Source organism: Curtobacterium sp. MCLR17_058, from assembly GCF_003234705.2.
GTDB lineage: Bacteria > Actinomycetota > Actinomycetes > Actinomycetales > Microbacteriaceae > Curtobacterium > Curtobacterium flaccumfaciens.
Genome location: NZ_CP126262.1, coordinates 2,129,825 through 2,153,319 on the forward strand (window position 1 = coordinate 2,129,825; position 23,495 = coordinate 2,153,319).

Genomic DNA, 23,495 nt, shown 5'->3' on the forward strand with positions numbered 1-23,495 from the left:
CGGCATCGGGAGACCCCTACTCGCCGTGGTGCTTGGGGACGAACTTCGGACCGTCGACGCCGTAGCCGGCCTTCTTCATCACGCCACCGACGATGAGGCCGATGAGGACGACGCCAGCGGAGGCCCAGACGCCCCACGGCTGGTCGAACCAGAAGAACAGCGTGCCTGCCGCGAATCCGATCAACATGATCACGACGGCGGTCCAGGCGGCCGGCGAGTGGCCTTCGCCGAGTTCTGCGGGCTCAGTGTTGCTCACGGTGCTCCTCGTTCTGCTCCGGCGTCGTCGGTCGAGCGACGCCCTGTCGATCCTACCGTGTCGTCACTCGGCGCCCCCGCGCCCGCGCCGTCGGCGGTGGTCGGGTCCACGCCCGCGCTCAGGTCGTCCCAGTCGACGACCGCGTCGCGCTGGACGGGTGCTGCTGCACGTGCTGCTGCGGCGGCTCCGGCGGTGGCGGCACCGTACTTCCGGCTCGGGCCGGGCCAGGCGCGCTGGACGACGATGACGACCACGCCGAGCAGCACGGCGAGCACGCCACCCGCGATCCCGACGGCGGGCCACGGGCTCACGGAGACGCTCGACACGACACCGCGGACGGCACCGAGGTCACTGACCCCGGCGACCTCGCCGACGGCACCGCGTGCGGCGGCGATCGGGTCGCCGAGGGCGGTGATGCCGCTGACGACCACGCCGAGGCCGAGCAGGATCTCGACGGCGGCGAGCACGATGCGCAGCACCCGTCCGGCGATGGTCATCGCCAGGAAGAGCGCGAGGCTCGCGATCGCCAACGCGGTGTACTGCGGCACGACCGCCGCCCCGTCGGCCGAGACCGTCGAGGTGACGGCGGCACCCGCGTGCAGACGGACGGTGAACCAGGTCTGGGTCCAGGCGAGCATGATGACGCCGGCGACCAGGAGCCCGGCGACGACGACGATCGGACGCGAGCGCTTCACGAGCGGACCTCGCGCATCCGGTTGGCCGTGGCGACGGCACGCAGTGGGGCAGCGGCCTTGTTGACCGCCTCGACGTGCTCGGTCTCCGGGTCGGAGTCCGCCACGAGTCCGGCCCCGGCCTGCACGCGGGCGACGCCGTCCTTGATCAGGGCGGTCCGGATCGCGATCGCAAGGTCGGCGTCACCGGCGAAGTCGAAGTAGCCGACGACACCGGCGTACGCACCGCGCTTCGCCGGTTCGAGCTCGTCGATGATCTCGAGCGCACGCGGCTTCGGCGCGCCCGAGAGCGTGCCTGCCGGGAACGTCGCCCGGAACACGTCGATCGCCGAGGCGTCGGGACGCACCCGCCCCTCGACGCTCGACACCAGGTGCATGATGTGGCTGAACCGCTCGACGGTCATGAACTCGGTGACGCTGACGGTGCCCGGCTCGCACACCTTCTGCAGGTCGTTGCGCGCGAGGTCGACGAGCATCAGGTGCTCGGCGCGCTCCTTCGGGTCGCCGAGCAGGTCCTCGCCGAGGTGGACGTCCGCTTCCGGGGTCGCACCTCGCGGGCGGGACCCGGCGATCGGGTGCGTGATGGCGCGGTCGCCCTGCACCTTCACCAGCGCCTCCGGCGATGCGCCGACGATCCAGAACCGCTCGTCGGCGGTGTCCGCGAGGGCGAGGAAGTACATGTAGGGGCTCGGGTTCAGCGTCCGGAGCACCCGGTAGACGTCGAGCGGGTCGGCCGTGACCTCGTGGTCGAACCGCTGCGAGATGACGACCTGGAACACGTCACCGTCGCGGATGAAGCCCTTCGAGCGCTCGACGGCCGCCATGTAGTCGGCCGGGCTCGTGCGGTGGGTGGGGGTCGGCTCGGCGATCTCAAAGGCCTCGGCGACGGTCGCGACGCTCGGCTGCACCAGGTCGCCCTGCATGCGGTCGAGTCGCTGCTGCGCGTCCGCCCAGAGGGTGTCCGCATCGTCGGTGCCGTCGTTCAGCACGCTCGCGACGAGCAGCACGAGACCGGTGCGGTGGTCGAGCGCGGCGAGTTCGGAGACGAAGGACAGCGCCTGTCCGGGCACGTCGAAGTCGGCCGGCGGCACGTTCGGCAGGTGCTCGAGCTGACGCACGGCCTCCCACCCGATGAAGCCGACGGTCCCGCCGACGAGCGGCGGCGAGCCGGGCACGCGGGGCGTCGCCCAGCGCTCGTGCAACCGTGCCAGGACCTCGAGCGGGGCGCCGTCGAGCGACCCGACGGCGCGCTCGGCGTCGATGCCGGTGTCGATCCAGGCCGCGCGGTCGCCGTCCTGGGTCAGGACGCCGAAGCTCCGCACGCCGACGAACGACCAGCGCGACCACAGGCCGCCCTGGCCGGCGGACTCGAGCAGGAAGGACCCGGGGCGGCCGTCGGCGAGCTTGCGGTAGACGCCGACCGGCGTCTCGCTGTCGCCGTACAGCGCGCGGACGACCGGAAGGACACGGTGGTCGCCGAGCAGGCCGTCGAACTCCGGTCGGGAGGTCGTGTGCGGGGTCTCGGAGATCGTCGCGGTGGTCATCGGGTCGGCTCCACGGCCGTGTCCGTCGGGGCGGACATGGTCACGGGCGCGAGCGGGTCGACGTCGAAGCACCGGTGCGCACCGGTGTGGCACGCAGCCCCGACCTGCTGCACCGTGACGAGGAGCGTGTCGTCGTCGCAGTCCAGCGCGGCACCGCGGACGTACTGGGCGTGTCCCGACGTGTCGCCCTTCCGCCAGTACTCGTTCCGCGACCGCGACCAGAAGGTCACACGGCCTTCGGTGAGGGTGCGGCGGAGGGCTTCCCGGTCCATGTAGCCGAGCATGAGGACGTCCTTCGACGATTCCTCCTGCACGATGGCGGGGAGCAGGCCGTCCGCACCGAAGTGTGCGCGGTCGAGGACCGCCTCGGTGTCGGTGCTGGTGCTGTCGGTCATGAGGCTCCTAGCCTACGGCGGCGGATCAGCGGACGGCGTGGCCGGTCGCGCGGAGCGCGGCCTTGACGTCCCCCACGGTCATCTCGCCACGGTGGAAGACGCTGGCGGCGAGGACTGCATCCGCACCCGCGTCGACGGCCGGGGCGAAGTGCTCGACGCGACCCGCGCCTCCCGAGGCGATCACCGGGACCGACGAGACGGCGCGCACCGCGGCCACGAGTTCGAGGTCGAACCCGTTCTTCGTGCCGTCGGCGTCGATGGAGTTGACGAGCAGCTCCCCCGCGCCCCGCTCGACGGCCTCGCGTGCCCACGCGATGGCGTCGAGGTCGGACTCGGTCCGCCCGCCGTGGGTGGTGACCACGAAGCCCGAGGGCATCCGGTCGGAGCGCTTGACGTCGAGCGACAGCACGACGGCCTGGGCACCGAACCGGTCGGCGATCTCGCCGATGAGCTCGTGCCGGGCGATCGCTGCGCTGTTCACGCCGATCTTGTCCGCGCCGCACTGCTGCATCCGCGAGACGTCGTCCACACTGCGCACCCCGCCGCCGACGGTGAGCGGGATGAAGACCTGCTCGGCCGTCCGGGTCACGGTGTCGTACATCGTCGCCCGGTTCTCGACCGTGGCGCCGACGTCGAGGAAGGTCAGCTCGTCGGCACCCTGCTCGTAGTACCGAGCCGCGAGTTCGACGGGGTCACCGGCGTCCTGCAGGTCGAGGAAGTTCACGCCCTTGACGACGCGGCCGCCCTTGACGTCGAGGCACGGGATGACCCGGACCGACACGCCACCGGCGGTCACAGGCGTGCGGCGTGGATCGGGCTGACGAGGATCGCCCGGGCGCCGAGGTCGTAGAGCGCGTCCATGATGAGGTTCGCGTCGTCGCGCGGGATCATCACGCGGACCGCGGCCCAGTCGCGGTCGTGCAGCGGCGACACGGTGGGCGACTCGATGCCGGACGCCACCGCGGTCGCCTGCTCGAGCAGGGCCGTGGGGACGTCGTAGTCGAGCATCACGTAGCCACGGGCGACGAGCACGCCCTGCAGGCGTCGGCGGAGCACGTCGATGCCGGGGATGGTCTCGTCGGTGGAGACGAGCACCGCGGTCGACTCGAGGATCACCGGGCCGAAGATCTCGAGGCCCGCCTGCCGGAGCGTGCTGCCCGTCGACACGACGTCGGCCACGGCGTCGGCGACCCCGAGCCGCACGGCGCTCTCGACGGCGCCGTCGAGCTTCACGAGCGTGGAGCTGACCCCGTGCTCGGCGAGGAACGCCCCGACCAGGCCGGGGTAGCTCGTGGCGACCCGGACGCCGTCGAGGTCCTGCAGCGAGCCGAACCGACCGGGCGTGCCGGCGAACCGGAAGGTGGAGTCGGCGAAGCCGAGCGCGTCGACCTCGTGTGCCTCGGACCCGGAGTCGAGCAGCAGGTCGCGGCCGGTGATGCCGACGTCGAGTGCGCCGGACCCCACGTACGTGGCGATGTCCCGCGGGCGGAGGAAGAAGAACTCGACGCCGTTGCGCTCGTCGAGCAGGTGCAGCGCCTTCGGGTCGCGGCGGCCGGCGTACCCGGCCTCCCGCAGCATGTCGGACGCGGTCTCGGACAGGGAGCCCTTGTTGGGCACGGCGATGCGGAGCATCAGTGGGTCTGCTTTCTGTGGGGTCGTCGGCGGTCGTCGGTGCGCCGGGCGGCGCTTCCTACAGATGTCGCCAGACGTCCGCCGGGGTGAGCCCCTTGGCGACCATGAGGACCTGGAGGTGGTAGATCAGCTGCGAGATCTCCTCCGAGGTGCGCTCGTCGCCCTCGTACTCGGCCGCCATCCAGACCTCGGCGGCTTCTTCCACGATCTTCTTGCCGATCTGGTGCACGCCGGCGTCCAGTTCGGCGACGGTGCCGGAGCCCTCGGGGCGCGTGCGCGCCTTCTCGGTGAGCTCCTGGAACAGGTCGTCGAACGTCTTCACGAGGTCCAGGCTACCGGTCTCCGCTGACGCTGCCGACGCACCGTCCGGACGGGAGGCAGTGGTCGCCCCGGTGACACCGGTACCGGCCGGCGCTCCCCCGGTCACGAGCGCGCCCGAGCGGCGGCCTCGCGCAGGTCGGCGATGCGCGCGGCGGGTTCGCCGCCGTACACCGCGGAGCCCGCGACCAGCGTGTCGGCACCGCTCCGGACGGCCTCGGGCACGGTGTCGACGGCGATCCCGCCGTCCACCTCGAGCCACACGTCGAGCCCGGAGGCATCGACGGCGGCGCGGGCGTCGGCGAGCTTCGGCATCACGGACGGCATGAAGGACTGGCCGCCGAACCCGGGCTCGACGGTCATCAGCAGGATCATGTCGTAGGCGTCGAGGTGGTGCAGCACCTGCGTGATCGGGGTGCCGGGCTTCACGGCGACGGCGGCGCGGGCACCGTTCGACCGGATCGCCGCGGCGGTCGCCACCGGGTCGTCGGCTGCCTCGAAGTGGAACGTGACGCTCGATGCACCGGTCTCGGCGTACTTCGGCGCGTTGCGGTCGGCATCGGTGATCATCAGGTGCACGTCGAGCGGCACCGGCGACACCTGCTGCAGGCGCTGCACGATCGGCAGCCCGAGCGTCAGGTTCGGGACGAAGTGGTTGTCCATCACGTCGACGTGCACCAGGTCGGCGGTCTCGATGCGCTGGAGTTCGCGCTCGAGGTTCGCGAAGTCGGCGGACAGGATGCTCGGCGAGATGCGGATCGTCACCGGGCAAGCCTACCGGCGTGCCGCTGGAGGCCCGCGGTCATCGCCACAGCGACGTCGCGTTCCAGTCCACTGGCGCCCCCGTCTGCTCGAAGGGGACCAGTGCGATCGGCGGGTAGGCAGCCATCGCTTCGGCGAGCAGCCGGGACGGCCCGATGCCGCTGGCTTGGCGGAGGTACTGCACCAGCGTCAGCTGGCCGTAGGTCCGGTTCATCGCGTGGGCGGCGAGGTCGAGTCCGTCGTGCGTCCCTCCGCGCGGCAGGCGGGGGCGTTTCGGGTACACCCTGTTGAACAACCGGCCGTGGTGGGCACAGGCGTTGCGGACGACGTTCAGCGCACGGAGCCACGAGGAGAACTGCGGCGGTCTCAGCCCGAACGCTCCGGCGACCTCGGTCTGCACCAGCGGCGGTGCGAACCCGAAGAGCCGGCTCAGGCTCCCCCAGTCCATGAGCTCGACGGCGGCCCACACGGGCAGGGTCCCGCCGTAGGCGAGCCGGTGGTGCTCCACGAAGTCCTCTCGGGACCGCCCGACCTCACGGTCGTGGCGACGGCGCCAGTCGGCGTACTGGTCACCCGACCGGGCGAGCACGCCGAGCAGCGCCGGCTCCAGGTGGGCGCACGGATCGAGCCGCCCCAGTTCATGGCCGAGTGCGGCGCGGACGGCGAGTTCGATCGGCGCGATCGCGTCGAAGACCGTGGTCCGGAGGCGGGCGTCGAAGTCGGAGAGGGAGACCACGTCAGCGAGACGAGTGCCCGCCGCGAAGTCGTCGCTCCGGTGCCCGGACCGCAGTCGACGGAACGAGTACCAGTACCCACTGAGTCGGTAGTAGCTGACCCGCCGCAGCAGCTCGACCGCGGCGTCGTGGTCCCCGACGTCCATCCCGCGGGCCTCGAGCAACGCGACCTGTTGGCTTGTCGACCGGAACGCCTTGACCTCGCTCAACGCACCCCCACACGAAGAGGACCGGCCCTGGACCTGCTTTCGCAGGCGGAACCGGTCTTGTGGAACCAACATATCAGAAGCGCTCCAGCGGAGCAACCGCCTCAGTCGACGCGACGGAACAGCGCGATGAACATCGCGTCCGTCCCGATGCGGTGCGGCCACAGCTGCGCCGTGGCACCGTCGGCGATCTCGGGGTCACGTGCGGCGACACCCCGGACGATCGTGGCAGTGTCGAGCTGCTCGAGCCGGTCGCCGTGCCGCCCCATCAGCGCGTCGACCTGCCCGCGGGTCTCGGCCAGGTGCGGCGAGCACGTCACGTACGCCAGGGTCCCGCCCGGTGCGAGCACCCGGACGGCGGCGTCGAGCAGTTCGGTCTGCAGGGCCGCGAGCTCCTCGACGTCCTCGGGGAGCTTCCGCCAGCGAGCCTCCGGTCGGCGACGCAGCGCGCCGAGCCCGGTGCACGGGGCGTCGAGCAGGATGCGGTCGAAGGTCATCCCGGTGCCGTCGCGTCCGTACCGACGGGCGTCACCCTCGACGACCCGCACGTGGTCACCGAACACGCCGAGGGCGTTCCGCACGAGTCCGGCGCGGGCGGGCACGAGTTCGTTGGCGACCAGGGTCGCCCCGCCCTGCTGCGCCTCGGCGGCGAGCAGCGCGGCCTTGCCGCCGGGCCCGGCGCACATGTCGAGCCACCGCTCCCCCGCACGCACGTCCGACGAGCGGCTCAGCGCCAGCGCGGCGAGCTGCGACCCCTCGTCCTGCACACGCAGGCGTCCGGCGGCGACGCCCGGCACGCGCGCCGGGTCGCCGCTGATGCCGCGGATGCCGACGGGCGACACCGGCGCGGCGTCCGCCTGCACGACGGGCTCGTCGGCTCGGACGGGAGGCACGGTGCCGGTCGCGCCGTCGGCCTCCGGTTCGTCGTCGACGGGCACCAGGGCCGCGGGCACGTCGTCCGCACCGGTCGCGTCGGCGAACGCGGCGTCGGTGTCGTCGTCCGGGGCGGTGCGGGCGGTCGCCGTGGCGATGTCCTCGTCGGTGGCGAGTCCGGGCAGGGCCGCGAGCTGCACCCGGGGTGCGGCGTTGTCGGCGGCGAGCAGGGCGGCGAGCTCGTCACGGGAGCGTTCGGCGGCCAGGGCGTCGCGGAGCGCCGAGACGACCCAGACCGGGTGCGACCAGCGGGTGGCGAGCAGGGCGTCCCCGGCGCGGCCCTCGGTGATCAGGGCGTCCCACTCCTGGTCGGTGCGGGCGGCGATCTTGCGCATCACGGCGTTCACGAACCCGGTGGCGCGGCGGGCACCGACCTCACGGGCGAGCTCGACCGTGGCGTCGACGGCGGCGTGCGTCGGGGTGCGCATGGCGAGCAGCTGGTGCGCACCGAGACGCATCACGTCGAGGACGTCCGCCTCGATGTTCTCGGCGCGGCGACCGGATGCCAGCGCGATGATCACGTCGTAGCGGCCGAGCATCCGGATCGACCCGTAGGTGAGCTCGGTCGCGAACCCGGCGTCGCGGGCGGTGAGCCCGGCGCGGCGGATGCGCGTCGGCAGCAGCAGGTTCGCGTAGGCGTCGTCGACCTGCACGGCGCGGAGCACGTCGAACGCCACGCGGCGGGCACTCGCCGGACGCGGGCCGCGGCGGGCACCCTGGGGCTTCGTCTGGGGGCTCATGCGAGGACCTTCCCGTCCAGTTCGCCGAGGCCACGGGCCCAGGCGGCGGCGTCCATCGCCTTCTTGCCCGCCGGCTGCACCTCGAGCAGCACCAGCGGGGTGTCGGCGGTCCCGACCAGCAGCCGTCCGCCGTGGAGTGCGAGCGCACCGGGCGCGAGCGACGGGGCGGGGTCCTGCGTGCCTCCAGGCTCGATCGTGCTGCGGAGCAGCTTCACGCGGGTCTCGCCCAGGTGGGCGTACGCGCCGGGCTCGGGCGTGACCCCGCGCAGCAGCGCGTGCACGGAGGCGGCGGGCGCGGCGAAGTCGGTGCGGCCGTCGTCGATCGTGAGCTTCGGGGCGAGCGTGGGCTCGCCGGACTGCTCGGTCGCGACGGCGGTGCCGGCGGCGATGGCGTCCACGACGTCCGCCACCACGTCGGCGCCGACCTCGGCCATCGCCGCGAGGACCTCACCCGAGGTCGCTTCGGGGTCGATCTCGAAGGGCAGGGCGGCGTAGACCGGGCCGGCGTCGAGCGACTCGACCAGCTGGAAGACCGTGGCGGCGGTCCGGGTGTCGCCGGCCATCACCGCACGCTGCACCGGAGCCGCACCGCGGTACGCCGGCAGGTCGGAGAAGTGCAGGTTGATCCACCCGTGCCGCGGGGCGTCGAGGGCCGGGCGGCGGAGCAGTGCGCCGTAGGCGACGATCACGCCGAGGTCGACGTCGAGGTCCGCGATCCGGGCGGTGACGGCGTCGTCGACACGCGAGGCCTCGATGACCGGCAGTCCGAGCTCCGCTGCGACGACGGCCACCGGGGTCGGGGTGAGGACACGCTTCCGGCCCTGCGGGGTGGCCGGCCGCGTGAGCACCGCGACGATCTCGTGGTCGGACGCCGCCAGACGGCGGAGGGTGGGGACGGCCGCAGCGGGGCTGCCGGCGACGACGAGACGCATGGGTTCGATCCTCCCACGCCGACGGCCCCACCCGACCCCGACCGCCTGTCCGGAGCACGCGGTGCTCAGCTCTGCCTGTGCACCAGCAGAGCGTGGGCTGCGTAGGTTCTGGCTGCATCGACGGAAGGAGCACCATGACCGACCGAGACCTGCCCATCCCGGACTTCGACCACGTCCCGCTCGGCAACCTGACGGAGCACCTGACGGCCCTCGACCGCGAACAGCTCCAGGTGCTGCTCGACCACGAGCACGCCCACGGCGCGCGGTTGCCGGTGCTGGAGCGGATCCGTCACCGGATCGAGGCCCTGGACGGCGGTGCGGAGCCGATCGGTTCCGTGCCGGAGCACCTCCCCGAGACGTCTGCGGGGGCTTCGGCACCAGCGGACGTCACGCCGGCCACCGCCGGTCCGACGATCAACCCGCCGTCCCACGGCGTGCCCACCAACCCCGCGCAACCGCGCTGAGATCAGGAGACACCATGAGTGACGTCACCACCGCCACCAACCGCTACGCCGGTTCGTCCGTCCAGAAGGCCGCCCTCGTGGTCGGCATCGTGTTCCTGCTCGTCGGGATCGCCGGCTTCGTCCCCGGCATCACGACCGGCGACCTGGCCGGGGCCGGACACGAGTCGATGGGCATGCTGCTCGGCATCTTCCAGGTGTCCGTGCTGCACAACATCGTGCACCTGCTGTTCGGCGTCGTCGGACTGCTCGCCGCCAACCGCGCTTCCGGCTCGCGGATGTACCTGGTGCTCGGCGGGATCGTCTACTTCGTGCTGTGGATCTACGGCCTGTTCACCGCCGGCCACAGCTCGGGTGCGAACTTCGTCCCGCTGAACAACGCCGACAACTGGCTGCACCTCGTGCTCGCCATCGGCATGGTCGCCCTCGGCGTCGTGCTGCCGCGCGAGCGTCGTCGGCCCGCCAACGCCTGACCGGCCAGCACCAGCCGGTCGCCGCACGGCGGCAGACCCCGAACGACACCGCCGACGTCCCACGACGTCGGCGGTGTCGTTCTGCGTCGTGCAGCGCCCGGGCCCGCCCGGGACCGGCGGCGTCAGACCTCGGAGAACGGCTCCGCGTCGTCCAACCGCACCCGCAGCGTCGGAGCGGCCCGTCGTCGGTTGCCGCCCTTGAGCACCCGCCGGGTCGACGAGCGCCGGATGACCTCGGCCTTGAGCGTCGCGGCGACCTCGGCCCCGTGCGCGTACGGGAACCGCACGATGGCCCGGACCGTGCCCGGCAACGTGTCGTCCTCGACCGGGACCGGGCCGAGCACCGGACCGACGACGGCGTCGCCGAGGGCCTCGACCGCAGCGGTGACGGCCTCGTCGGTGCCGGTCATCGTCGCCACCCGCACCGCCGGCGGGAAGTGGAGTTCGCGGCGGTCGGTGAGCTCGTCGTGCGCGGGACCGTCGAGCCGCCACAGGGCCATCGCCGAGGCCAGGCGCCCGCCGATCCCGACCAGGTACACCTCGGCCCCGGGGGCCGACTTCGCGGCGGCGTTCGTCCAGAAACGCAGCACGTCCTCCTGCACCCGCAGCCCTTCGCGGGCGAGCATCTTCTCGCCGTCGAGCAGCAGCACGCAGGCGTAGCCGCCCGGCACCGACGGCTCGGCCCCACGGGTGGCGACGACGACCGATGGCTTGGCGGGAACCTCGTCGAGCGGACGGGACCCGTCCGCGACGATGATCCGGGTGCCGGGGAACGCCCGCCCGAGCTCCTCCGCGGTGCGCTGTGCCCCCTGGCCGACCGGCTTCACGGTGCCGTTGCCGCACGTCGGGCAGCGGAACCCAACGGCCAGGGCACCGCAGAACCGGCACTGGGGCGTGGCGCCGCGGTGCGGGCTGCCGAGCGGCCCGCCGCAGACCCGGCAGTGCGCGCGTTCGCCGCACTCGGCGCAGACCAGCCCCGTACCGAAGCCCGGGCTCGCGACCTGCACCAGGACGGCACCGTGCTGGCTGGCCTCGCGCGCGGCACGCCAGGCGGAGCTCGGGATGCGGGCCTGTGCGGCAAACCCCTCGGCCCCGGTCTGCTGCACGGTGGGGATGACCTTCGGCGTCTTCACGCGGTAGGGCACGACGTCCTGCAGCCAGTGCAGCTCCACCAGCCGTTGCACGTCGGTGCTGCGCGCGTGTGAGACGAACAGCAGCGCGGCCCCGGACTGGGCGGCCCGCACCAGGGCCACGTCACGCGTGTGCACGTAGGGGGCCCGCTGCTCGATGAACGAGGCGTCGCCGTCGTCCCACATCGCGATCAGCCCGAGGTCGGTCGCCGGCGCGTACATCGCCGTACGGTTGCCGATCGCGACCACCGGGTGCGTGCGGGCCTGCAGCAGGGCCTTCGCGCGCTGCCCGTTCGTCTGCTTGGCGTCGAACCGAACCACCCGTTCCGGCGGCAGCACGGCGAGCAGGGCGCGCTCGAGGTCGATGACGTCGCGGAAGTCCGGCACGGCGATCACCGCGGACTGCTCGGCCGCCACCGTGTGTGCGGCGGCCTGGGCGAGCGTCGCGGCCCATCCCGGCACCCAGACCGGTGCGTCCGCGTCACCCACCGCCACGGGCTGGGGCACGGCGGCGACCGCGGCGCGTCCGTGCTCCGTCACCACGGCCTCCAGGACGCCGTCGGCGTAGCCGGTGACGGGCGGGGCGGTCACCGGCGGCGGCGACCACGCGGTGTCCCGGGCGAGCCAGGCCTTCTCGGCGCGCACCTGCCGCGGTGGCACGGCGAGGCGCAGGACGTCGGAGGCGACACCCGCGGCCCGGTCGGCGACGGCACGCGCGAGGGTCCAGATCTCCGGCGCGAGCACGGGCACCGGGGACAGCACGGCCTCGATCTGACTGAGTTCCCCCGGGTACTCGCCCTCGGTGACGATCTCGACCACGTAGCCGTCGGACATCCGGGCCCCGGTGCGCAGCGGCACCTTGACGCGGACCCCCGCGACGCAGTCGTCCTCGAGCTCGGCCGGCACCCGGTAGTCGAACAGACGGTCCAACTGCGGGAGCGGCGAGTCGAGGACGACGCGCGCGACGGTGGTCACGCGGTGCTTCAGACGGTCGCGGCGACGAGTCCTGCGGCGGCGCGGAGTTCCTCGACACGGTCGAGCTGCTCCCACGTGAACCCGGGGAGCTCGCGGCCGAAGTGGCCGTAGGTCGCGGTCTGCGCGTAGATCGGTCGGAGCAGGTCGAGGTCGCGGATGATCGCGGCCGGACGCAGGTCGAACACCTGGCGGATGGCGGCCTCGATCGTGGCGTCGTCGACGTGTCCGGTGCCGAAGGTCTCGACGTAGAGCCCGACGGGCTTCGCACGGCCGATCGCGTACGCGACCTGCACCTCGAGCCGGTCGGCGAGCCCTGCGGCGACCGCGTTCTTGGCGACCCAGCGCAGCGCGTACGCCGCCGAACGGTCGACCTTCGACGGGTCCTTGCCGCTGAACGCGCCGCCACCGTGCCGGGAGGCCCCGCCGTAGGTGTCGACGATCACCTTGCGGCCGGTGAGCCCGGCGTCGCCCTGGGGGCCGCCGATCTCGAAGCGACCGGTCGGGTTCACGATGACGTCGACGTGCGACGAGTCGAGGTCGACCAGGTCGAGGACCGGACGGATCACGTGCTCGGTGATCGCCGCGGTGAGCTCGTCGAGCGTGACGCTCGGCGAGTGCTGCGTGGAGAGCACGACGGTCTCTACGGTCTTCGGCACGACGCCGTCGTACCCGATGGTGACCTGGGTCTTGCCGTCCGGACGCAGGAACGACAGCTCGCCCGACTTGCGGACCGCGGCGAGGCGCTCGGCCAGCCGGTGCGCCAGCCAGATCGCGACCGGCATGTACTCGGGGGTCTCGTTCGTCGCGAAGCCGAACATGATGCCCTGGTCGCCGGCGCCCTGACGGTCGAGCGGGTCGACCGCACCGGTGCGCGAGTCGAGCGACTCGTCCACACCCTGCGCGATGTCGGGCGACTGCGCGCCGATCGAGACCTCGACACCGCAGGTGGCACCGTCGAACGAGACGTCCGACGAGTTGTAGCCGATGCCGGTGATGACGTCACGGACGAGCTTGGGGATCTCGACGTAGCCGGAGGTCGTGACCTCGCCGGCGACGTGCACGAGCCCGGTGGTCACCATCGTCTCGACGGCGACGCGCGCGTTCGGGTCGACCGTCAGCAGTGCGTCGAGGATGCTGTCCGAGATCTGGTCGCAGATCTTGTCGGGGTGCCCCTCGGTCACCGACTCGGACGTGAAGAGGCGGAGAGCAGCTGCAGTCACCGGGATCAGTCGGTGGGCTGCTGCTGCTTGGTGACGGTGAGCTTGTCCTCGTTGATCTCGTGGAGCGCGACGGACAGCGGCTTGTCGTCGATCGTCGAGTCGACGAGCGGTCCGACGTTGTCGAAGAGCGAGCCCTCGTGCAGGTCGGCGTAGTAGTCGTTGATCTGGCGGGCGCGCTTCGACGCGAAGATGACGAGCGCGTACTTCGACTCGACCTTGCTGAGCAGGTCGTCGATGGGCGGGTCGATGATGCCCTGGGGGTTGGCCATGGTGTCTCCTCGAAGTCAGTGCACCCGTCAGGGCGCAGAGAACAAGTCTACGACCTCACGTGCCGCGGTGCCGACATCGGAGTTCACGATCCGCACGTCGAACTCGTCCTGCGCGGCCAGCTCGACCTTCGCGGTCTCGAGACGACGCGCCTGTTCCTCCGCGGATTCGGTGCCGCGGCCGATCAGCCGGCGCACCAGTTCCTCCCACGTCGGGGGCAGCAGGAACACGAGCACCGCCTCGGGCATGGCGTCGCGCACCTGCCGGGCGCCCTGCAGGTCGATCTCCAGCATGACCTTCTCGCCGGCGTCGAGCGCGCGGTCGATCGGCGGGCGCGGGGTGCCGTAGCGGTACGAGTTGTGGACGGTCGCCCACTCGAGCAGCTCGCGGTCGCGGATCATGCGGTCGAACTCGTCGTCGTCCACGAAGTAGTAGTGCACGCCGTCGACCTCGCCGGGGCGCGGCTTCCGGGTGGTGGCGGAGACGCTGAGGTTGACGTCCGGGTAGTGCTGTCGGATGTGCGCGCTGACCGTGCCCTTGCCGACCGCGGTGGGTCCGGCGAGCACGACGAGCTTCGAGGCGCCACGCTTGCGACCGCGGGCGGCGAGCCAGTCGGCCAGGGCGGTGCGCTGCCGGGTGCCGAGGCCACCGAGGCGCTTCGAGGGGGCGATCCGCAGGGTCCCCATGATCGCCTCGGCTCGTGCGGGGCCGATCCCCGGCAGGCTCACCAGCAGGTCACGGACCCGCAGCGAGCGTTCCGCCGAGGTCGTCTCGACCAGCGAGTCGTCCCAGGCGGCACGGGCGACGTCGAGTGCCGAGCGCTCCCCCGATGCGATCGCGGCCTTCACCGCGGCCCGGGCGCGTCGCGCGGCGACCGCGGCCTTCGCCGCAGCGACGCGGTCGACCTCTGGCGGGGTCCGGTGGGCGGGCAGGCCCTCGTGTTCGTCGGTCACGCTGCCGCCACCAGTGCGGTGCGGATGCGGTCCGCGCGGTCGGTGACGAGCGCCGCGACGCCGTCCGGACCGTCGGTCAGCAGGCCGCGCGACTCGCTCACGAGCACCTGCTCGGCACGCCCGCCGTACAGCGCACGGAGGTCCTCGATGCGGGCGCCCTGGGCACCGAAGCCCGGGGCGAGGACCGGAGCGGTGCCGATCGTGTCCGCGTCGATGCCGAAGTCGTCGAGGTGAAGGGTCGCGCCGAGCACGAGCCCGACATCGCCGAGGGCCTGATCGCCCACGGACCGGTTGTCGTCTGCCACGTCCAAGACGATACCGGCCGCGACCGTCCGGCCGGTACGCGGTCCTTCCGCGAGCACCGCGGTCTGCAGCACACGGGCCTCGGGGTTGCTCGTCGCCGCGAGCACGAAGACCCCGGCACCGTTCCGGCGCGCGACGTCGATCGTGCCCCGGAGCGAGCCGTACCCGAGGTACGGCGACACCGTCATCGCGTCGGCCGCGAACGGCCCGTCGCGGTCCAGCCACGCCAGCGCGTAGTCGTCACCGGTGGTCCCGATGTCGCCCCGCTTCACGTCGGCGACGACCAGGAGGCCCGCATCGCGTGCCCGGCGGATCGTCGCGTCGAGCGCACGGTAGCCCGCGACCCCCGCCGCCTCGAAGAAGGCGACCTGCGGCTTCACGATCGCCGCGCGGCCGGCGGCCGCGTCGACCAGGGTCGCGCCGAACGCCGTCAGGCCCTGCTCGTCGCGGGCGAGCCCCCACGCCGCAAGGGTGGCGGCGTGGGGGTCGATCCCGACGCAGAGCGGTGAACGCTCCCCCATGGCGGACGCGAGGCGGTCGCCGAAGGAGGCCGGGCCTCCTGACCGGGTCGTTGCCACGCTGGCAGCCGTCACCAGGTCGCGCGCTCGAGCGCGTAGTCCTGCAGGCTGCGGACGTTGAGCGGCGAACCGATCGTCTCGATCGCCGCGACGGCCGCCCCGATCTGCGCGATCGTCGTGAACAGCGGCTTGTCCGCCGCGACCGTGGCCGCGCGGATCTCGTACCCGTCCGCACGACCGGCGGCACCCGACGGCGTGTTGATGACGATGTCGACCTCGCCCCTGGCGAGCAGGTCGACGACGCTCTCGCCGCCCTGGCTGTACTTGCCGACGATCCCGACCTCGATGCCGTTGCGGCGGAGGATCTCCGCCGTGCCCTCGGTCGCGATGATCGTGAAGCCGAGCTGCTGCAGGCGGTGCACCGGCAGCACGATCGCGCGCTTGTCGGTGTCGGCGACGCTCACGAAGACCGTGCCGCTGGTCGGCAGGCCGCCGTACGCGGCGTCCTGCGACTTGAGGAACGCCCGCGGGAAGTCGCGGTCGATGCCCATGACCTCGCCGGTGGAGCGCATCTCGGGGCTGAGCACCGAGTCGACGACCTGGCCTTCGCGGGTGCGGAAGCGACGGAAGGGCAGCACGGCCTCCTTCACGGCGACGGGCGACTGGGCGGGCACGAACGCCCCGTCACGCTCGGGCAGCATGCCCTCGGCGACGAGCTCGGCGACCGTGGTGCCGGTCATGATGCGGGACGCGGCCTTGGCCAGCGGGATGCCGAGCGCCTTCGAGACGAAGGGCACGGTGCGGCTGGCGCGCGGGTTCGCCTCGAGGACGTAGAGCACGCCGGCGCCGATGGCGAACTGGACGTTGAGCAGGCCCTGCACGCCGATGCCGCGGGCGATCTTCTCGGTCGCGTCGACGACGCCCTGGATCTCCGCGCGGCCGAGGCCGACCGGGGGCAGGGTGCAGGCCGAGTCGCCGGAGTGGATGCCGGCCTCTTCGAGGTGCTCCATGATGCCGCCGATGTAGAGCCGCTCGCCGTCGAAGAGCGCGTCGACGTCGATCTCCACGGCGTCGTCCAGGAACCGGTCGACCAGCAGCGGGAGCTCCGGGCCGATGATCGCCTGGTCGGCCATCCGGTCGAAGTAGTCCGCGAGCGACGGGGAGTCGTACAGGATCTCCATGCCGCGGCCGCCGAGCACGAACGACGGGCGGACGAGGACGGGGTACCCGATCTCCTCGGCCACCGTGGTCGCGCTGGCCAGGTCGTGGGCGGTGCCGTTCCGCGGTGCGAGCAGGCCGGCGGCGTCGAGGATGGCGGAGAACTGCCCGCGCTCCTCGGCCGAGTCGATCGCGGTGGGGCTGGTGCCGAGGATCGGGATGCCCGCGGCCTCGAGCGGCTTCGCCAGGCCGAGGGCGGTCTGGCCACCGAGCTGCACGACGACGCCGACGAGTTTGCCGGACGCGGCCTCGGCCTCGATGACCTCGAGGACGTCCTCGGCGGTCAGCGGTTCGAAGTACAGGCGGTCCGAGGTGTCGTAGTCGGTCGAGACGGTCTCGGGGTTGCAGTTGATCATGATCGTCTCGAACCCGGCGGCGCTCAGCGCGAAGGACGCGTGCACGCACGAGTAGTCGAACTCGACGCCCTGCCCGATGCGGTTCGGGCCGGAGCCGAGGATGACGACCTTCTTGCGGTCGCTCGGCGTGATCTCGGTCTCGGTGTCGTACGACGAGTAGTGGTACGGCGTCAGGGCGGGGAACTCGCCGGCGCAGGTGTCGACCGTCTTGAAGACCGGTCGGATGCCCTGGGCGTGCCGCTCGTCACGGACCTGCTGCTCGGAGACCGGAGCCGCGTCCGTGCTGCGCAGGCTCGCGATCTGGGTGTCGCTGAAGCCGTGCTCCTTCGCCCAGCGCATCGTGTCCGCGTCGAGGGTGTCGGCGGCCCGGACCTCGTCCGCGACCTCGTTGATGAGCACGATCTGGTCGATGAACCAGGGGTCGATCTTGGTGGCCTCGAAGACCTCGTCCGCGGTGGCACCCGCGACCAGCGCCTGCTGGACCGTGACGATGCGGCCGTCGGTCGGGATCGACGCCTTCGCCAGCAGGGCGTCCTTGTCGAGCTCGGCCGCCGGGGTGTCCCAGTGGAAGCTCGACCCGCGCTTCTCGAGCGAGCGCAGCGACTTCTGCAGCGCGGTGGCGTAGTTCCGGCCGATGGCCATCGCCTCGCCGACGCTCTTCATCGTCGTGGTGAGGGTGGCGTCGGCGGCCGGGAACTTCTCGAACGCGAACCGCGGGGTCTTCACGACCACGTAGTCGAGGGTCGGCTCGAAGCTCGCCGGGGTGACCTTCGTGATGTCGTTCTCGATCTCGTCGAGCCGGTAGCCGATGGCGAGCTTCGCGGCGATCTTGGCGATCGGGAAGCCCGTGGCCTTCGACGCGAGGGCGGACGAGCGGGACACGCGGGGGTTCATCTCGATGACGATGACGCGGCCGTTCGACGGGTCGACGGCGAACTGGATGTTGCAGCCACCGGTGTCGACGCCGACGCGACGGATGATGTCGATGCCGATGTTCCGCATGTTCTGGTACTCGCGGTCGGTCAGGGTCAGCGCGGGGGCGACCGTGATCGAGTCACCGGTGTGGACGCCGACCGGGTCGACGTTCTCGATGGAGCAGATGACGACGGTGTTGTCGTAGTTGTCGCGCATCAGCTCGAGCTCGTACTCCTTCCAGCCGAGGATGGACTCCTCGAGCAGGACCTCGGTCGTCGGGCTGGACTGCAGCCCGTCGCCGACGAAGCGGACGAGTTCGGCCTCGTTGTAGGCGAAGCCCGAGCCGAGGCCGCCCATGGTGAAGGACGGGCGGACGACCAGCGGGTACCCGAGGTCCTTCGCGAACTCCTTCGCTTCCTCCAACGTGTGCGCGATGTGGCTGCGGGCGACGTCGGCACCGGACTCGAGCACGAGCTCCTTGAAGAGCTGGCGGTCCTCGCCGCGCTGGATCGCCTCGACCTTGGCGCCGATGAGCTCGACGCCGTGCTTCGCGAGGATGCCGGCCTCGTCGAGCGCGATGGCCGCGTTCAGGGCCGTCTGGCCGCCGAGGGTCGGCAGGACCGCGTCCGGCTTCTCGATGCGGATGATCTCCTCGAGCGACGCGTTCGTGATCGGCTCGATGTAGGTCGCGTCGGCGAAGTCGGGGTCGGTCATGATCGTCGCCGGGTTCGGGTTGACCAGGATGACCCGGACGCCCTCGGCCCGGAGGACGCGGCACGCCTGCGTGCCGGAGTAGTCGAACTCGGCGGCCTGACCGATGACGATCGGGCCGGAGCCGATGACGAGGACGGAGTTGATGTCTGCGCGCTTGGGCATCAGTTCGCTTCCTTGGTGATGTCTGCTGCGGGGGTCGTGGCATCGGCGGTGGCCGCGTCGAGCGGCTCCCCGTCGCGACGCTCGCGCACCATGTCCGCGAACCGGTCGAAGAGGTACATGCTGTCGTGCGGTCCGGCGGCGGCCTCGGGGTGGTACTGCACGCTGAACGCCGGCACGTCGAGCGCGCGGAGGCCCTCGACCACGTTGTCGTTCAGCGAGTAGTGCGAGACCTCGACCCGACCGAACCCGGCCGGGGACTCGAGGACCTCGCCGAGGGGCGCGTCGACCGCGAAGCCGTGGTTCTGGCTCGTGATCTCGACCTTGCCCGTGGTCGTGTCGAGCACCGGCTGGTTGATGCCGCGGTGACCGAAGGGCAGCTTGTAAGTGCCGAAGCCGAGCGCGCGGCCGAGCAGCTGGTTGCCGAAGCAGATGCCGAAGAACGGGCGGCCGGTGCGCAGGCTGTCCTGCAGCAGCTCCACCTGTGCGTCCGACGCGGCGGGGTCGCCGGGGCCGTTCGAGTAGAACAGGGCGTCCGGTGCGAGGGCTTCCAGCTCCGCAGCGGAGATGTCCTGCGGCACCACGTGCACCTCGAAGCCGCGGGCCGCGAGGTACCGGGTGGTCGAGGCCTTCACGCCGAGGTCGAGCACGGCCAGGGTGCCGATCTGCTCGCCGACGGCGGGGACGACGTAGGTCTCCGGGGTGGACACGACCGCCGAGAAGCTCGCGCCGGCCATCGTCGCCTGCGACACGACCGCGTCCAGCTGCGACTCGGCCGACAGCGCCGCGTCCGGACCGCTGAAGACGCCGCCCTTCATGGCGCCGGCGTCACGGATGCGGCGGGTGAGTGCGCGGGTGTCGATGCCGGAGATGCCGACGATGCCGTCGCGCACCAGGTGGTCGTCGAGCGTGGCGTTCGCGCGGTGGTTCGACACCACGCGGCTGGGGTCGCGCACCACGTACCCGGAGACCCAGATGCGACGGGACTCGGGGTCCTCGTCGTTCACCCCGGTGTTGCCGATGTGCGGCGCGGTCTGCACCACGATCTGTCCGGCGTAGGAGGGGTCGGTCAGCGTCTCCTGGTAGCCGGTCATGCCGGTCGCGAAGACCACCTCGCCGAGCGTGCGCCCACGGGCGCCGTAGGCCCAGCCGTCGTACCGGGTGCCGTCTTCGAGGACCAGGACGGCCCGTTCGCGTGTCATGCTTTCTTCCCTTCGCCCGCGGTTCGCGGAGCATCGGCCGCAGTCGCCTGCGGCCCGGTCTCGGTCAGTCCCTGCAGGGCGTGCAGCGCGGATGCGTCGCCCTCCGGGAACCGGAAGTAGGTGTCCAGGTCCGTCGCACCTGCGGCGCCGGTCGCCGTCCATCGCAGACGGACCAGTCCCCCGGGTTCGACCACTCGGTCGATCGCCCACGTGGAGCGGTCGGCGCCGCGGACCGCGTCGCGCGCGATCCAGCGGTCGTCGGTACCGGCAAGGCGCATCACCACGCCGGTCGCGTGGACCGTCACCCCGCCGCGGCCGCGGAACCCGAGGCCGCCTGCGGTGATGCGTTCCAACGGCTGGTCGGCGCGGGTCGTCGCGACGGTGAACCCGTCCCACGACCCGACCGCCGGTGCCAGGTCGGCCGGCACGCGGACTGGAGGCACGGCTTCCGCCTGCTTCCTGGTCCGCGTCCGCCAGGTGCGCGCCATCGCGACGAACAGGGCGGCGACCGCGAGCAGGATCACCGCGCCGAGGAGCCAGCGCTGCGCGTCGCCGCTCATGCGCGCGCCCCTGTCCGGAGCGCCGCGGCGTGCGCCGCGATCGTGTCCGCGTCGACGACCCGGCCGTCGAGCACCGTCGCGTACCCCTGGTGGAAGGTCGCGACGACCCGGCCAGGCAGGGTCATGCCGAGGTACGGCGAGTTCTGCGACTGGCCGGCGAGGTCGGTGACCGCGAACTCGCGGCTGGCCGACGGATCGTAGAGCGTGATCTCGGCGGGTGCTCCCACGGCGATGCGCTGCCCGTGCCCCTCGACCTGGCCGATCCGCGCCGGCGCCTCGGACAGCACCCGGGCGACGTCGGCCCAGTCGAGCCGGCCGTCGTCGACCACGGCGGACTGCACCACGCTCAGCGCCGATTCGAGGCCGACCATGCCGTTCGCGGCGGCGGGCCACTCGCAGCACTTCGCCTCGGCGGTGTGCGGCGCGTGGTCGGTCGCGACGATGTCGATGGTGCCGTCGGCCAGGGCCGCGCGGAGCGCCTCGACGTCCTCGCGGGCGCGGAGCGGCGGGTTCACCTTGTAGCGGGCGTCGTAGCCGGGCGCACCGTCGTGGCCGGCGATGAGGTCCTCGGTGAGCACCAGGTGGTGCGGGGTGACCTCGGCCGTGACGTCGATGCCGCGGGACTTCGCCCACCGGATCACCTCGACGCTGCCGGCCGTCGAGACGTGGCAGACGTGCAGACGTGCTCCGACGTGGTCGGCGAGCAGGACGTCGCGGGCGATGATCGCCTCTTCCGCGACGGCGGGCCACCCGGCGAGGCCGAGCTCCGAGGACAGCCGGCCCTCGTTCATCTGCGCGCCGATGGTCAGCCGGGGCTCCTGGGCGTGCTGCGCGAGCACCCCGCCGAAGCCCTTGATGTACTCGAGTGCGCGGCGCATGAGCAGCGGGTCGGCCACGCACGAGCCGTCGTCCGAGAACACCCGGACCTTCGCCCGCGAGGTCGCCATCGCGCCGATCTCGGACAGGTGCGTGCCCTGCAGCCCCTGCGACACGGCGCCGATCGGGCGGACCGTCACGTAGCCCGCGTCGTCACCGAGTGCCTGGACCTGCTCGACGACCCCGGCGGTGTCGGCGACGGGGCTCGAGTTCGCCATGGCGTTCACGGCGGTGAAGCCACCGGCGGCCGCGGCACGCGAGCCGGTGAGGACGGTCTCGGACTCCTCGTGACCGGGCTCGCGCAGGTGCGTGTGGAGGTCCACGAGACCGGGCAGGGCGATGAGGCCGTCCGCGTCCACGGTGGTGGCGCCGGCCGTGTCGAGACCGGACCCGACCGCGGTGATGCGCCCGGCCTCCAGGCGGATGTCGGCACGCGAGCCGTCGACCAGCTGCGCGCCACGGATCAGGTGAGCGGTCATGCGGCGGACTCCTTCGCGTCGGTGCCGGTGCCGGCACTGCCCGTCAGGGCGAGGTAGAGGACGGCCATCCGGACCGAGACGCCGTTCTCGACCTGCTCGACGACCGTCGAACGGGGGTCGTCGGCGGCGACGCCGGCGATCTCGAGCCCGCGGTTCATCGGGCCGGGGTGCATGATCAGCGTGCGCTCGGACAGCCGCCCGAAGCGCGCCGCCGTCAGGCCCCAGTGCCGCGTGTACTCGCGCGGGTTCGGGAAGAAGGCGTCGTTCATCCGCTCCTGCTGGATACGGAGCGTCATGACGACGTCCGGGTCCTCGGCCAGGGCGGTGTCGAGGTCGTGGTGCACCGCGGCGCCGAACGGCGACGGGGTGGCGGGCAGCAGCGTCGGCGGCGCGGCGAAGGTCACGCTCGCGCCGAGGGTGCGGAGCAGCCAGGCGTTCGACCGGGCGACCCGGCTGTGCAGCACGTCGCCGATGATCAGGACGCGCACGCCGTCGAGGCCCTGGCCGCGCGAGCCGGCACCGTGCAGGCGGCGGCGCATGGTGAAGGCGTCGAGCAGCGCCTGCGTCGGGTGTTCGTGGGTGCCGTCACCGGCGTTGACCACCGGTACGTCGATCCAGTCGGCGTCGGCGAGCACCCGCGGGGCGCCCGATGCACCGTGGCGCATGACGATGCCGTCGATGCCCATCGCGCCGAGGGTCTGCACGGTGTCCTTCAGGGATTCGCCCTTGGAGACGCTCGAGCCCTTCGCGGCGAAGTTCAGGACGTCGGCGGACAGGCGCTTCGCGGCGGCCTCGAACGAGATGCGCGTGCGCGTGGAGTCCTCGAAGAACAGGTTCACCACGGTCTTGCCGCGCAGGGCCGGGAGCTTCCGGACCTCGCGCGTGTTGACCTCGGCCATCTCCTCGGCGACGTCGAGGATGTGGACGGCCTGGTCGCGGGACAGGTCGGCGGTGGAGAGCAGGTGCCGCATCACGCCACCCCCTGCTCGATGAACACGGTGTCGTCGCCGTCGGTCTCGGCCAGGTGCAGGGTGACCCGCTCGTCGGACGCGGTCGGCAGGTTCTTGCCCACGTGGTCCGCGCGGATCGGCAGCTCACGGTGGCCGCGGTCGACGAGCACGGCGAGCCGGACGGCACGCGGCCGGCCGATGCCCTGCAGCGCGTCGAGCGCGGCGCGGACGGTACGGCCGGAGTAGAGCACGTCGTCGACGAGCACGACGACCTTGCCGTCGATGCCGCCGGCGGGGATGACCGTCCGGTGCGGTGCGCGACCGATGCCGTGGCCGAGGTCGTCGCGGTGCATGGTGACGTCGAGCGTGCCGACACGCTCCGTCCCGATGCCACCGGCGGCCGAGGACCACTCCGGCTCGATGCCGGCCAGGATCCGGCCGAGGCGTTCCGCCAGGACGGCGCCGCGGGTCGGGATGCCGAGGAGCACGAGGTCCGAGCCCCCGTGGTTGGCTTCGAGGATCTCGTGCGCGATGCGTGTCAGGGCACGCGTGATGTCGGGCTGTTGCAGGACCGTTCTGGTTCCCACGTCGACCCCCTTCCCCGCCTCACTGGACGGCATTA

Annotated in this window: 24 protein-coding genes; 2 read left to right on the forward strand and 22 right to left on the reverse strand. The window is 72.2% G+C overall.

Annotated elements, in window-relative coordinates; all coding sequences use genetic code 11:
• Window positions 1-16: 16 nt before the first annotated feature.
• The 11 genes from DEJ11_RS10130 to fmt form a co-directional block, all read right to left on the reverse strand.
• Window positions 17-256: an HGxxPAAW family protein gene (locus DEJ11_RS10130; protein ID WP_017887200.1), complete on the reverse strand. Its 240-nt coding sequence runs from the start codon at window positions 254-256 to the stop codon at window positions 17-19.
• Complete coding sequence (locus DEJ11_RS10135) at window positions 253-951, reverse strand: Trp biosynthesis-associated membrane protein (protein WP_110858960.1); 699 nt, start codon at window positions 949-951, stop codon at window positions 253-255. The genes DEJ11_RS10130 and DEJ11_RS10135 overlap by 4 nt, the downstream gene beginning before the upstream one ends.
• Entirely contained in the window at window positions 948-2,492 is a 1,545-nt protein-coding gene (locus DEJ11_RS10140) for an anthranilate synthase component I (protein WP_071403728.1), read from the reverse strand. The genes DEJ11_RS10135 and DEJ11_RS10140 overlap by 4 nt, the downstream gene beginning before the upstream one ends.
• Window positions 2,489-2,887, reverse strand: coding sequence for a phosphoribosyl-AMP cyclohydrolase (hisI, locus tag DEJ11_RS10145; RefSeq protein ID WP_111103043.1), 399 nt, complete (start codon window positions 2,885-2,887; stop codon window positions 2,489-2,491). Before hisI ends, DEJ11_RS10140 begins: the two co-directional genes overlap by 4 nt.
• Window positions 2,888-2,912: 25 nt before the next feature.
• On the reverse strand, window positions 2,913-3,668 hold the full coding sequence (gene hisF, locus DEJ11_RS10150) for an imidazole glycerol phosphate synthase subunit HisF (protein WP_258375314.1): 756 nt from the start codon (window positions 3,666-3,668) through the stop codon (window positions 2,913-2,915).
• 11 nt (window positions 3,669-3,679) lie between these two features.
• Complete coding sequence (gene hisG / locus DEJ11_RS10155) at window positions 3,680-4,519, reverse strand: ATP phosphoribosyltransferase (protein WP_071403725.1); 840 nt, start codon at window positions 4,517-4,519, stop codon at window positions 3,680-3,682.
• 58 nt (window positions 4,520-4,577) lie between these two features.
• Window positions 4,578-4,841, reverse strand: coding sequence for a phosphoribosyl-ATP diphosphatase (locus DEJ11_RS10160; protein WP_027465728.1), 264 nt, complete (start codon window positions 4,839-4,841; stop codon window positions 4,578-4,580).
• A 101-nt stretch (window positions 4,842-4,942) separates the two neighbouring features.
• Window positions 4,943-5,602, reverse strand: coding sequence for a ribulose-phosphate 3-epimerase (rpe, locus tag DEJ11_RS10165; protein WP_110864565.1), 660 nt, complete (start codon window positions 5,600-5,602; stop codon window positions 4,943-4,945).
• A 37-nt stretch (window positions 5,603-5,639) separates the two neighbouring features.
• The gene (locus DEJ11_RS10170) at window positions 5,640-6,542 is read right to left on the reverse strand and encodes an Abi family protein (RefSeq protein ID WP_258375315.1); all 903 of its coding nucleotides are present in this window, start codon (window positions 6,540-6,542) and stop codon (window positions 5,640-5,642) included.
• Between the two features lie 101 nt (window positions 6,543-6,643).
• Window positions 6,644-8,212, reverse strand: coding sequence for an RsmB/NOP family class I SAM-dependent RNA methyltransferase (locus tag DEJ11_RS10175; RefSeq protein WP_258375316.1), 1,569 nt, complete (start codon window positions 8,210-8,212; stop codon window positions 6,644-6,646).
• The gene (fmt, locus tag DEJ11_RS10180) at window positions 8,209-9,144 is read right to left on the reverse strand and encodes a methionyl-tRNA formyltransferase (protein ID WP_111103046.1); all 936 of its coding nucleotides are present in this window, start codon (window positions 9,142-9,144) and stop codon (window positions 8,209-8,211) included. Before fmt ends, DEJ11_RS10175 begins: the two co-directional genes overlap by 4 nt.
• Before the next feature lie 134 nt (window positions 9,145-9,278).
• On the opposite strand from fmt, the gene DEJ11_RS10185 reads away from it, so the two are divergent.
• Together DEJ11_RS10185 and DEJ11_RS10190 are read left to right on the forward strand one after the other, a co-directional pair.
• The gene (locus DEJ11_RS10185; RefSeq protein WP_111103047.1) at window positions 9,279-9,608 is read left to right on the forward strand and encodes a DUF8129 domain-containing protein; all 330 of its coding nucleotides are present in this window, start codon (window positions 9,279-9,281) and stop codon (window positions 9,606-9,608) included.
• 14 nt (window positions 9,609-9,622) lie between these two features.
• Window positions 9,623-10,078, forward strand: a complete 456-nt coding sequence (locus DEJ11_RS10190) for a DUF4383 domain-containing protein (protein WP_111029258.1) — start codon at window positions 9,623-9,625, stop codon at window positions 10,076-10,078.
• 122 nt (window positions 10,079-10,200) lie between these two features.
• On the opposite strand, the gene DEJ11_RS10195 is transcribed toward DEJ11_RS10190, so the two are convergent.
• From DEJ11_RS10195 to pyrR, 11 genes are read right to left on the reverse strand one after another with little or no spacing between them, the layout of a single operon-like run.
• Window positions 10,201-12,183, reverse strand: a complete 1,983-nt coding sequence (locus DEJ11_RS10195; protein ID WP_111046411.1) for a primosomal protein N' family DNA-binding protein — start codon at window positions 12,181-12,183, stop codon at window positions 10,201-10,203.
• A gap of 8 nt (window positions 12,184-12,191) precedes the next feature.
• Window positions 12,192-13,403 (reverse strand): methionine adenosyltransferase, encoded by a 1,212-nt coding sequence (metK, locus tag DEJ11_RS10200; protein ID WP_110858970.1) that lies wholly within the window; start codon window positions 13,401-13,403, stop codon window positions 12,192-12,194.
• A 5-nt stretch (window positions 13,404-13,408) separates the two neighbouring features.
• The gene (gene rpoZ, locus DEJ11_RS10205) at window positions 13,409-13,672 is read right to left on the reverse strand and encodes a DNA-directed RNA polymerase subunit omega (protein ID WP_017887186.1); all 264 of its coding nucleotides are present in this window, start codon (window positions 13,670-13,672) and stop codon (window positions 13,409-13,411) included.
• A gap of 27 nt (window positions 13,673-13,699) precedes the next feature.
• Entirely contained in the window at window positions 13,700-14,623 is a 924-nt protein-coding gene (gene gmk / locus DEJ11_RS10210; RefSeq protein WP_239001435.1) for a guanylate kinase, read from the reverse strand.
• On the reverse strand, window positions 14,620-15,504 hold the full coding sequence (gene pyrF, locus DEJ11_RS10215; protein ID WP_258375318.1) for an orotidine-5'-phosphate decarboxylase: 885 nt from the start codon (window positions 15,502-15,504) through the stop codon (window positions 14,620-14,622). Before pyrF ends, gmk begins: the two co-directional genes overlap by 4 nt.
• Before the next feature lie 11 nt (window positions 15,505-15,515).
• Entirely contained in the window at window positions 15,516-18,809 is a 3,294-nt protein-coding gene (carB, locus tag DEJ11_RS10220) for a carbamoyl-phosphate synthase large subunit (protein WP_111103049.1), read from the reverse strand.
• Entirely contained in the window at window positions 18,809-20,008 is a 1,200-nt protein-coding gene (carA, locus tag DEJ11_RS10225; RefSeq protein ID WP_111103051.1) for a glutamine-hydrolyzing carbamoyl-phosphate synthase small subunit, read from the reverse strand. The genes carB and carA overlap by 1 nt, the downstream gene beginning before the upstream one ends.
• The gene (locus DEJ11_RS10230) at window positions 20,005-20,568 is read right to left on the reverse strand and encodes a PH-like domain-containing protein (RefSeq protein ID WP_111103053.1); all 564 of its coding nucleotides are present in this window, start codon (window positions 20,566-20,568) and stop codon (window positions 20,005-20,007) included. Before DEJ11_RS10230 ends, carA begins: the two co-directional genes overlap by 4 nt.
• Window positions 20,565-21,923, reverse strand: coding sequence for a dihydroorotase (locus DEJ11_RS10235; protein ID WP_111103055.1), 1,359 nt, complete (start codon window positions 21,921-21,923; stop codon window positions 20,565-20,567). Before DEJ11_RS10235 ends, DEJ11_RS10230 begins: the two co-directional genes overlap by 4 nt.
• A complete protein-coding gene (locus tag DEJ11_RS10240; protein WP_071403715.1) occupies window positions 21,920-22,894 on the reverse strand; it encodes an aspartate carbamoyltransferase catalytic subunit in 975 nt (324 codons plus the stop codon). The genes DEJ11_RS10235 and DEJ11_RS10240 overlap by 4 nt, the downstream gene beginning before the upstream one ends.
• Complete coding sequence (gene pyrR / locus DEJ11_RS10245; protein ID WP_017887177.1) at window positions 22,894-23,493, reverse strand: bifunctional pyr operon transcriptional regulator/uracil phosphoribosyltransferase PyrR; 600 nt, start codon at window positions 23,491-23,493, stop codon at window positions 22,894-22,896. Before pyrR ends, DEJ11_RS10240 begins: the two co-directional genes overlap by 1 nt.
• Window positions 23,494-23,495 lie beyond the last annotated feature (2 nt).

What these genes read in the sequence shown, in the direction of transcription:
- fmt (WP_111103046.1), bottom strand. Translation starts at nt 9,144, where the DNA reads ATGCGTCTCGTCGTCGCCGGCAGCCCCGCTGCGGCCGTCCCCACCCTC.
- hisI (WP_111103043.1), bottom strand. Translation starts at nt 2,887, where the DNA reads ATGACCGACAGCACCAGCACCGACACCGAGGCGGTCCTCGACCGCGCA.
- rpoZ (WP_017887186.1), bottom strand. Translation starts at nt 13,672, where the DNA reads ATGGCCAACCCCCAGGGCATCATCGACCCGCCCATCGACGACCTGCTC.
- carB (WP_111103049.1), bottom strand. Translation starts at nt 18,809, where the DNA reads ATGCCCAAGCGCGCAGACATCAACTCCGTCCTCGTCATCGGCTCCGGC.
- DEJ11_RS10185 (WP_111103047.1), top strand. Translation starts at nt 9,279, where the DNA reads ATGACCGACCGAGACCTGCCCATCCCGGACTTCGACCACGTCCCGCTC.
- pyrR (WP_017887177.1), bottom strand. Translation starts at nt 23,493, where the DNA reads ATGCCGTCCAGTGAGGCGGGGAAGGGGGTCGACGTGGGAACCAGAACG.
- carA (WP_111103051.1), bottom strand. Translation starts at nt 20,008, where the DNA reads ATGACACGCGAACGGGCCGTCCTGGTCCTCGAAGACGGCACCCGGTAC.
- DEJ11_RS10240 (WP_071403715.1), bottom strand. Translation starts at nt 22,894, where the DNA reads ATGCGGCACCTGCTCTCCACCGCCGACCTGTCCCGCGACCAGGCCGTC.
- DEJ11_RS10140 (WP_071403728.1), bottom strand. Translation starts at nt 2,492, where the DNA reads ATGACCACCGCGACGATCTCCGAGACCCCGCACACGACCTCCCGACCG.
- hisG (WP_071403725.1), bottom strand. Translation starts at nt 4,519, where the DNA reads ATGCTCCGCATCGCCGTGCCCAACAAGGGCTCCCTGTCCGAGACCGCG.
- DEJ11_RS10235 (WP_111103055.1), bottom strand. Translation starts at nt 21,923, where the DNA reads ATGACCGCTCACCTGATCCGTGGCGCGCAGCTGGTCGACGGCTCGCGT.
- DEJ11_RS10175 (WP_258375316.1), bottom strand. Translation starts at nt 8,212, where the DNA reads ATGAGCCCCCAGACGAAGCCCCAGGGTGCCCGCCGCGGCCCGCGTCCG.
- DEJ11_RS10190 (WP_111029258.1), top strand. Translation starts at nt 9,623, where the DNA reads ATGAGTGACGTCACCACCGCCACCAACCGCTACGCCGGTTCGTCCGTC.
- DEJ11_RS10230 (WP_111103053.1), bottom strand. Translation starts at nt 20,568, where the DNA reads ATGAGCGGCGACGCGCAGCGCTGGCTCCTCGGCGCGGTGATCCTGCTC.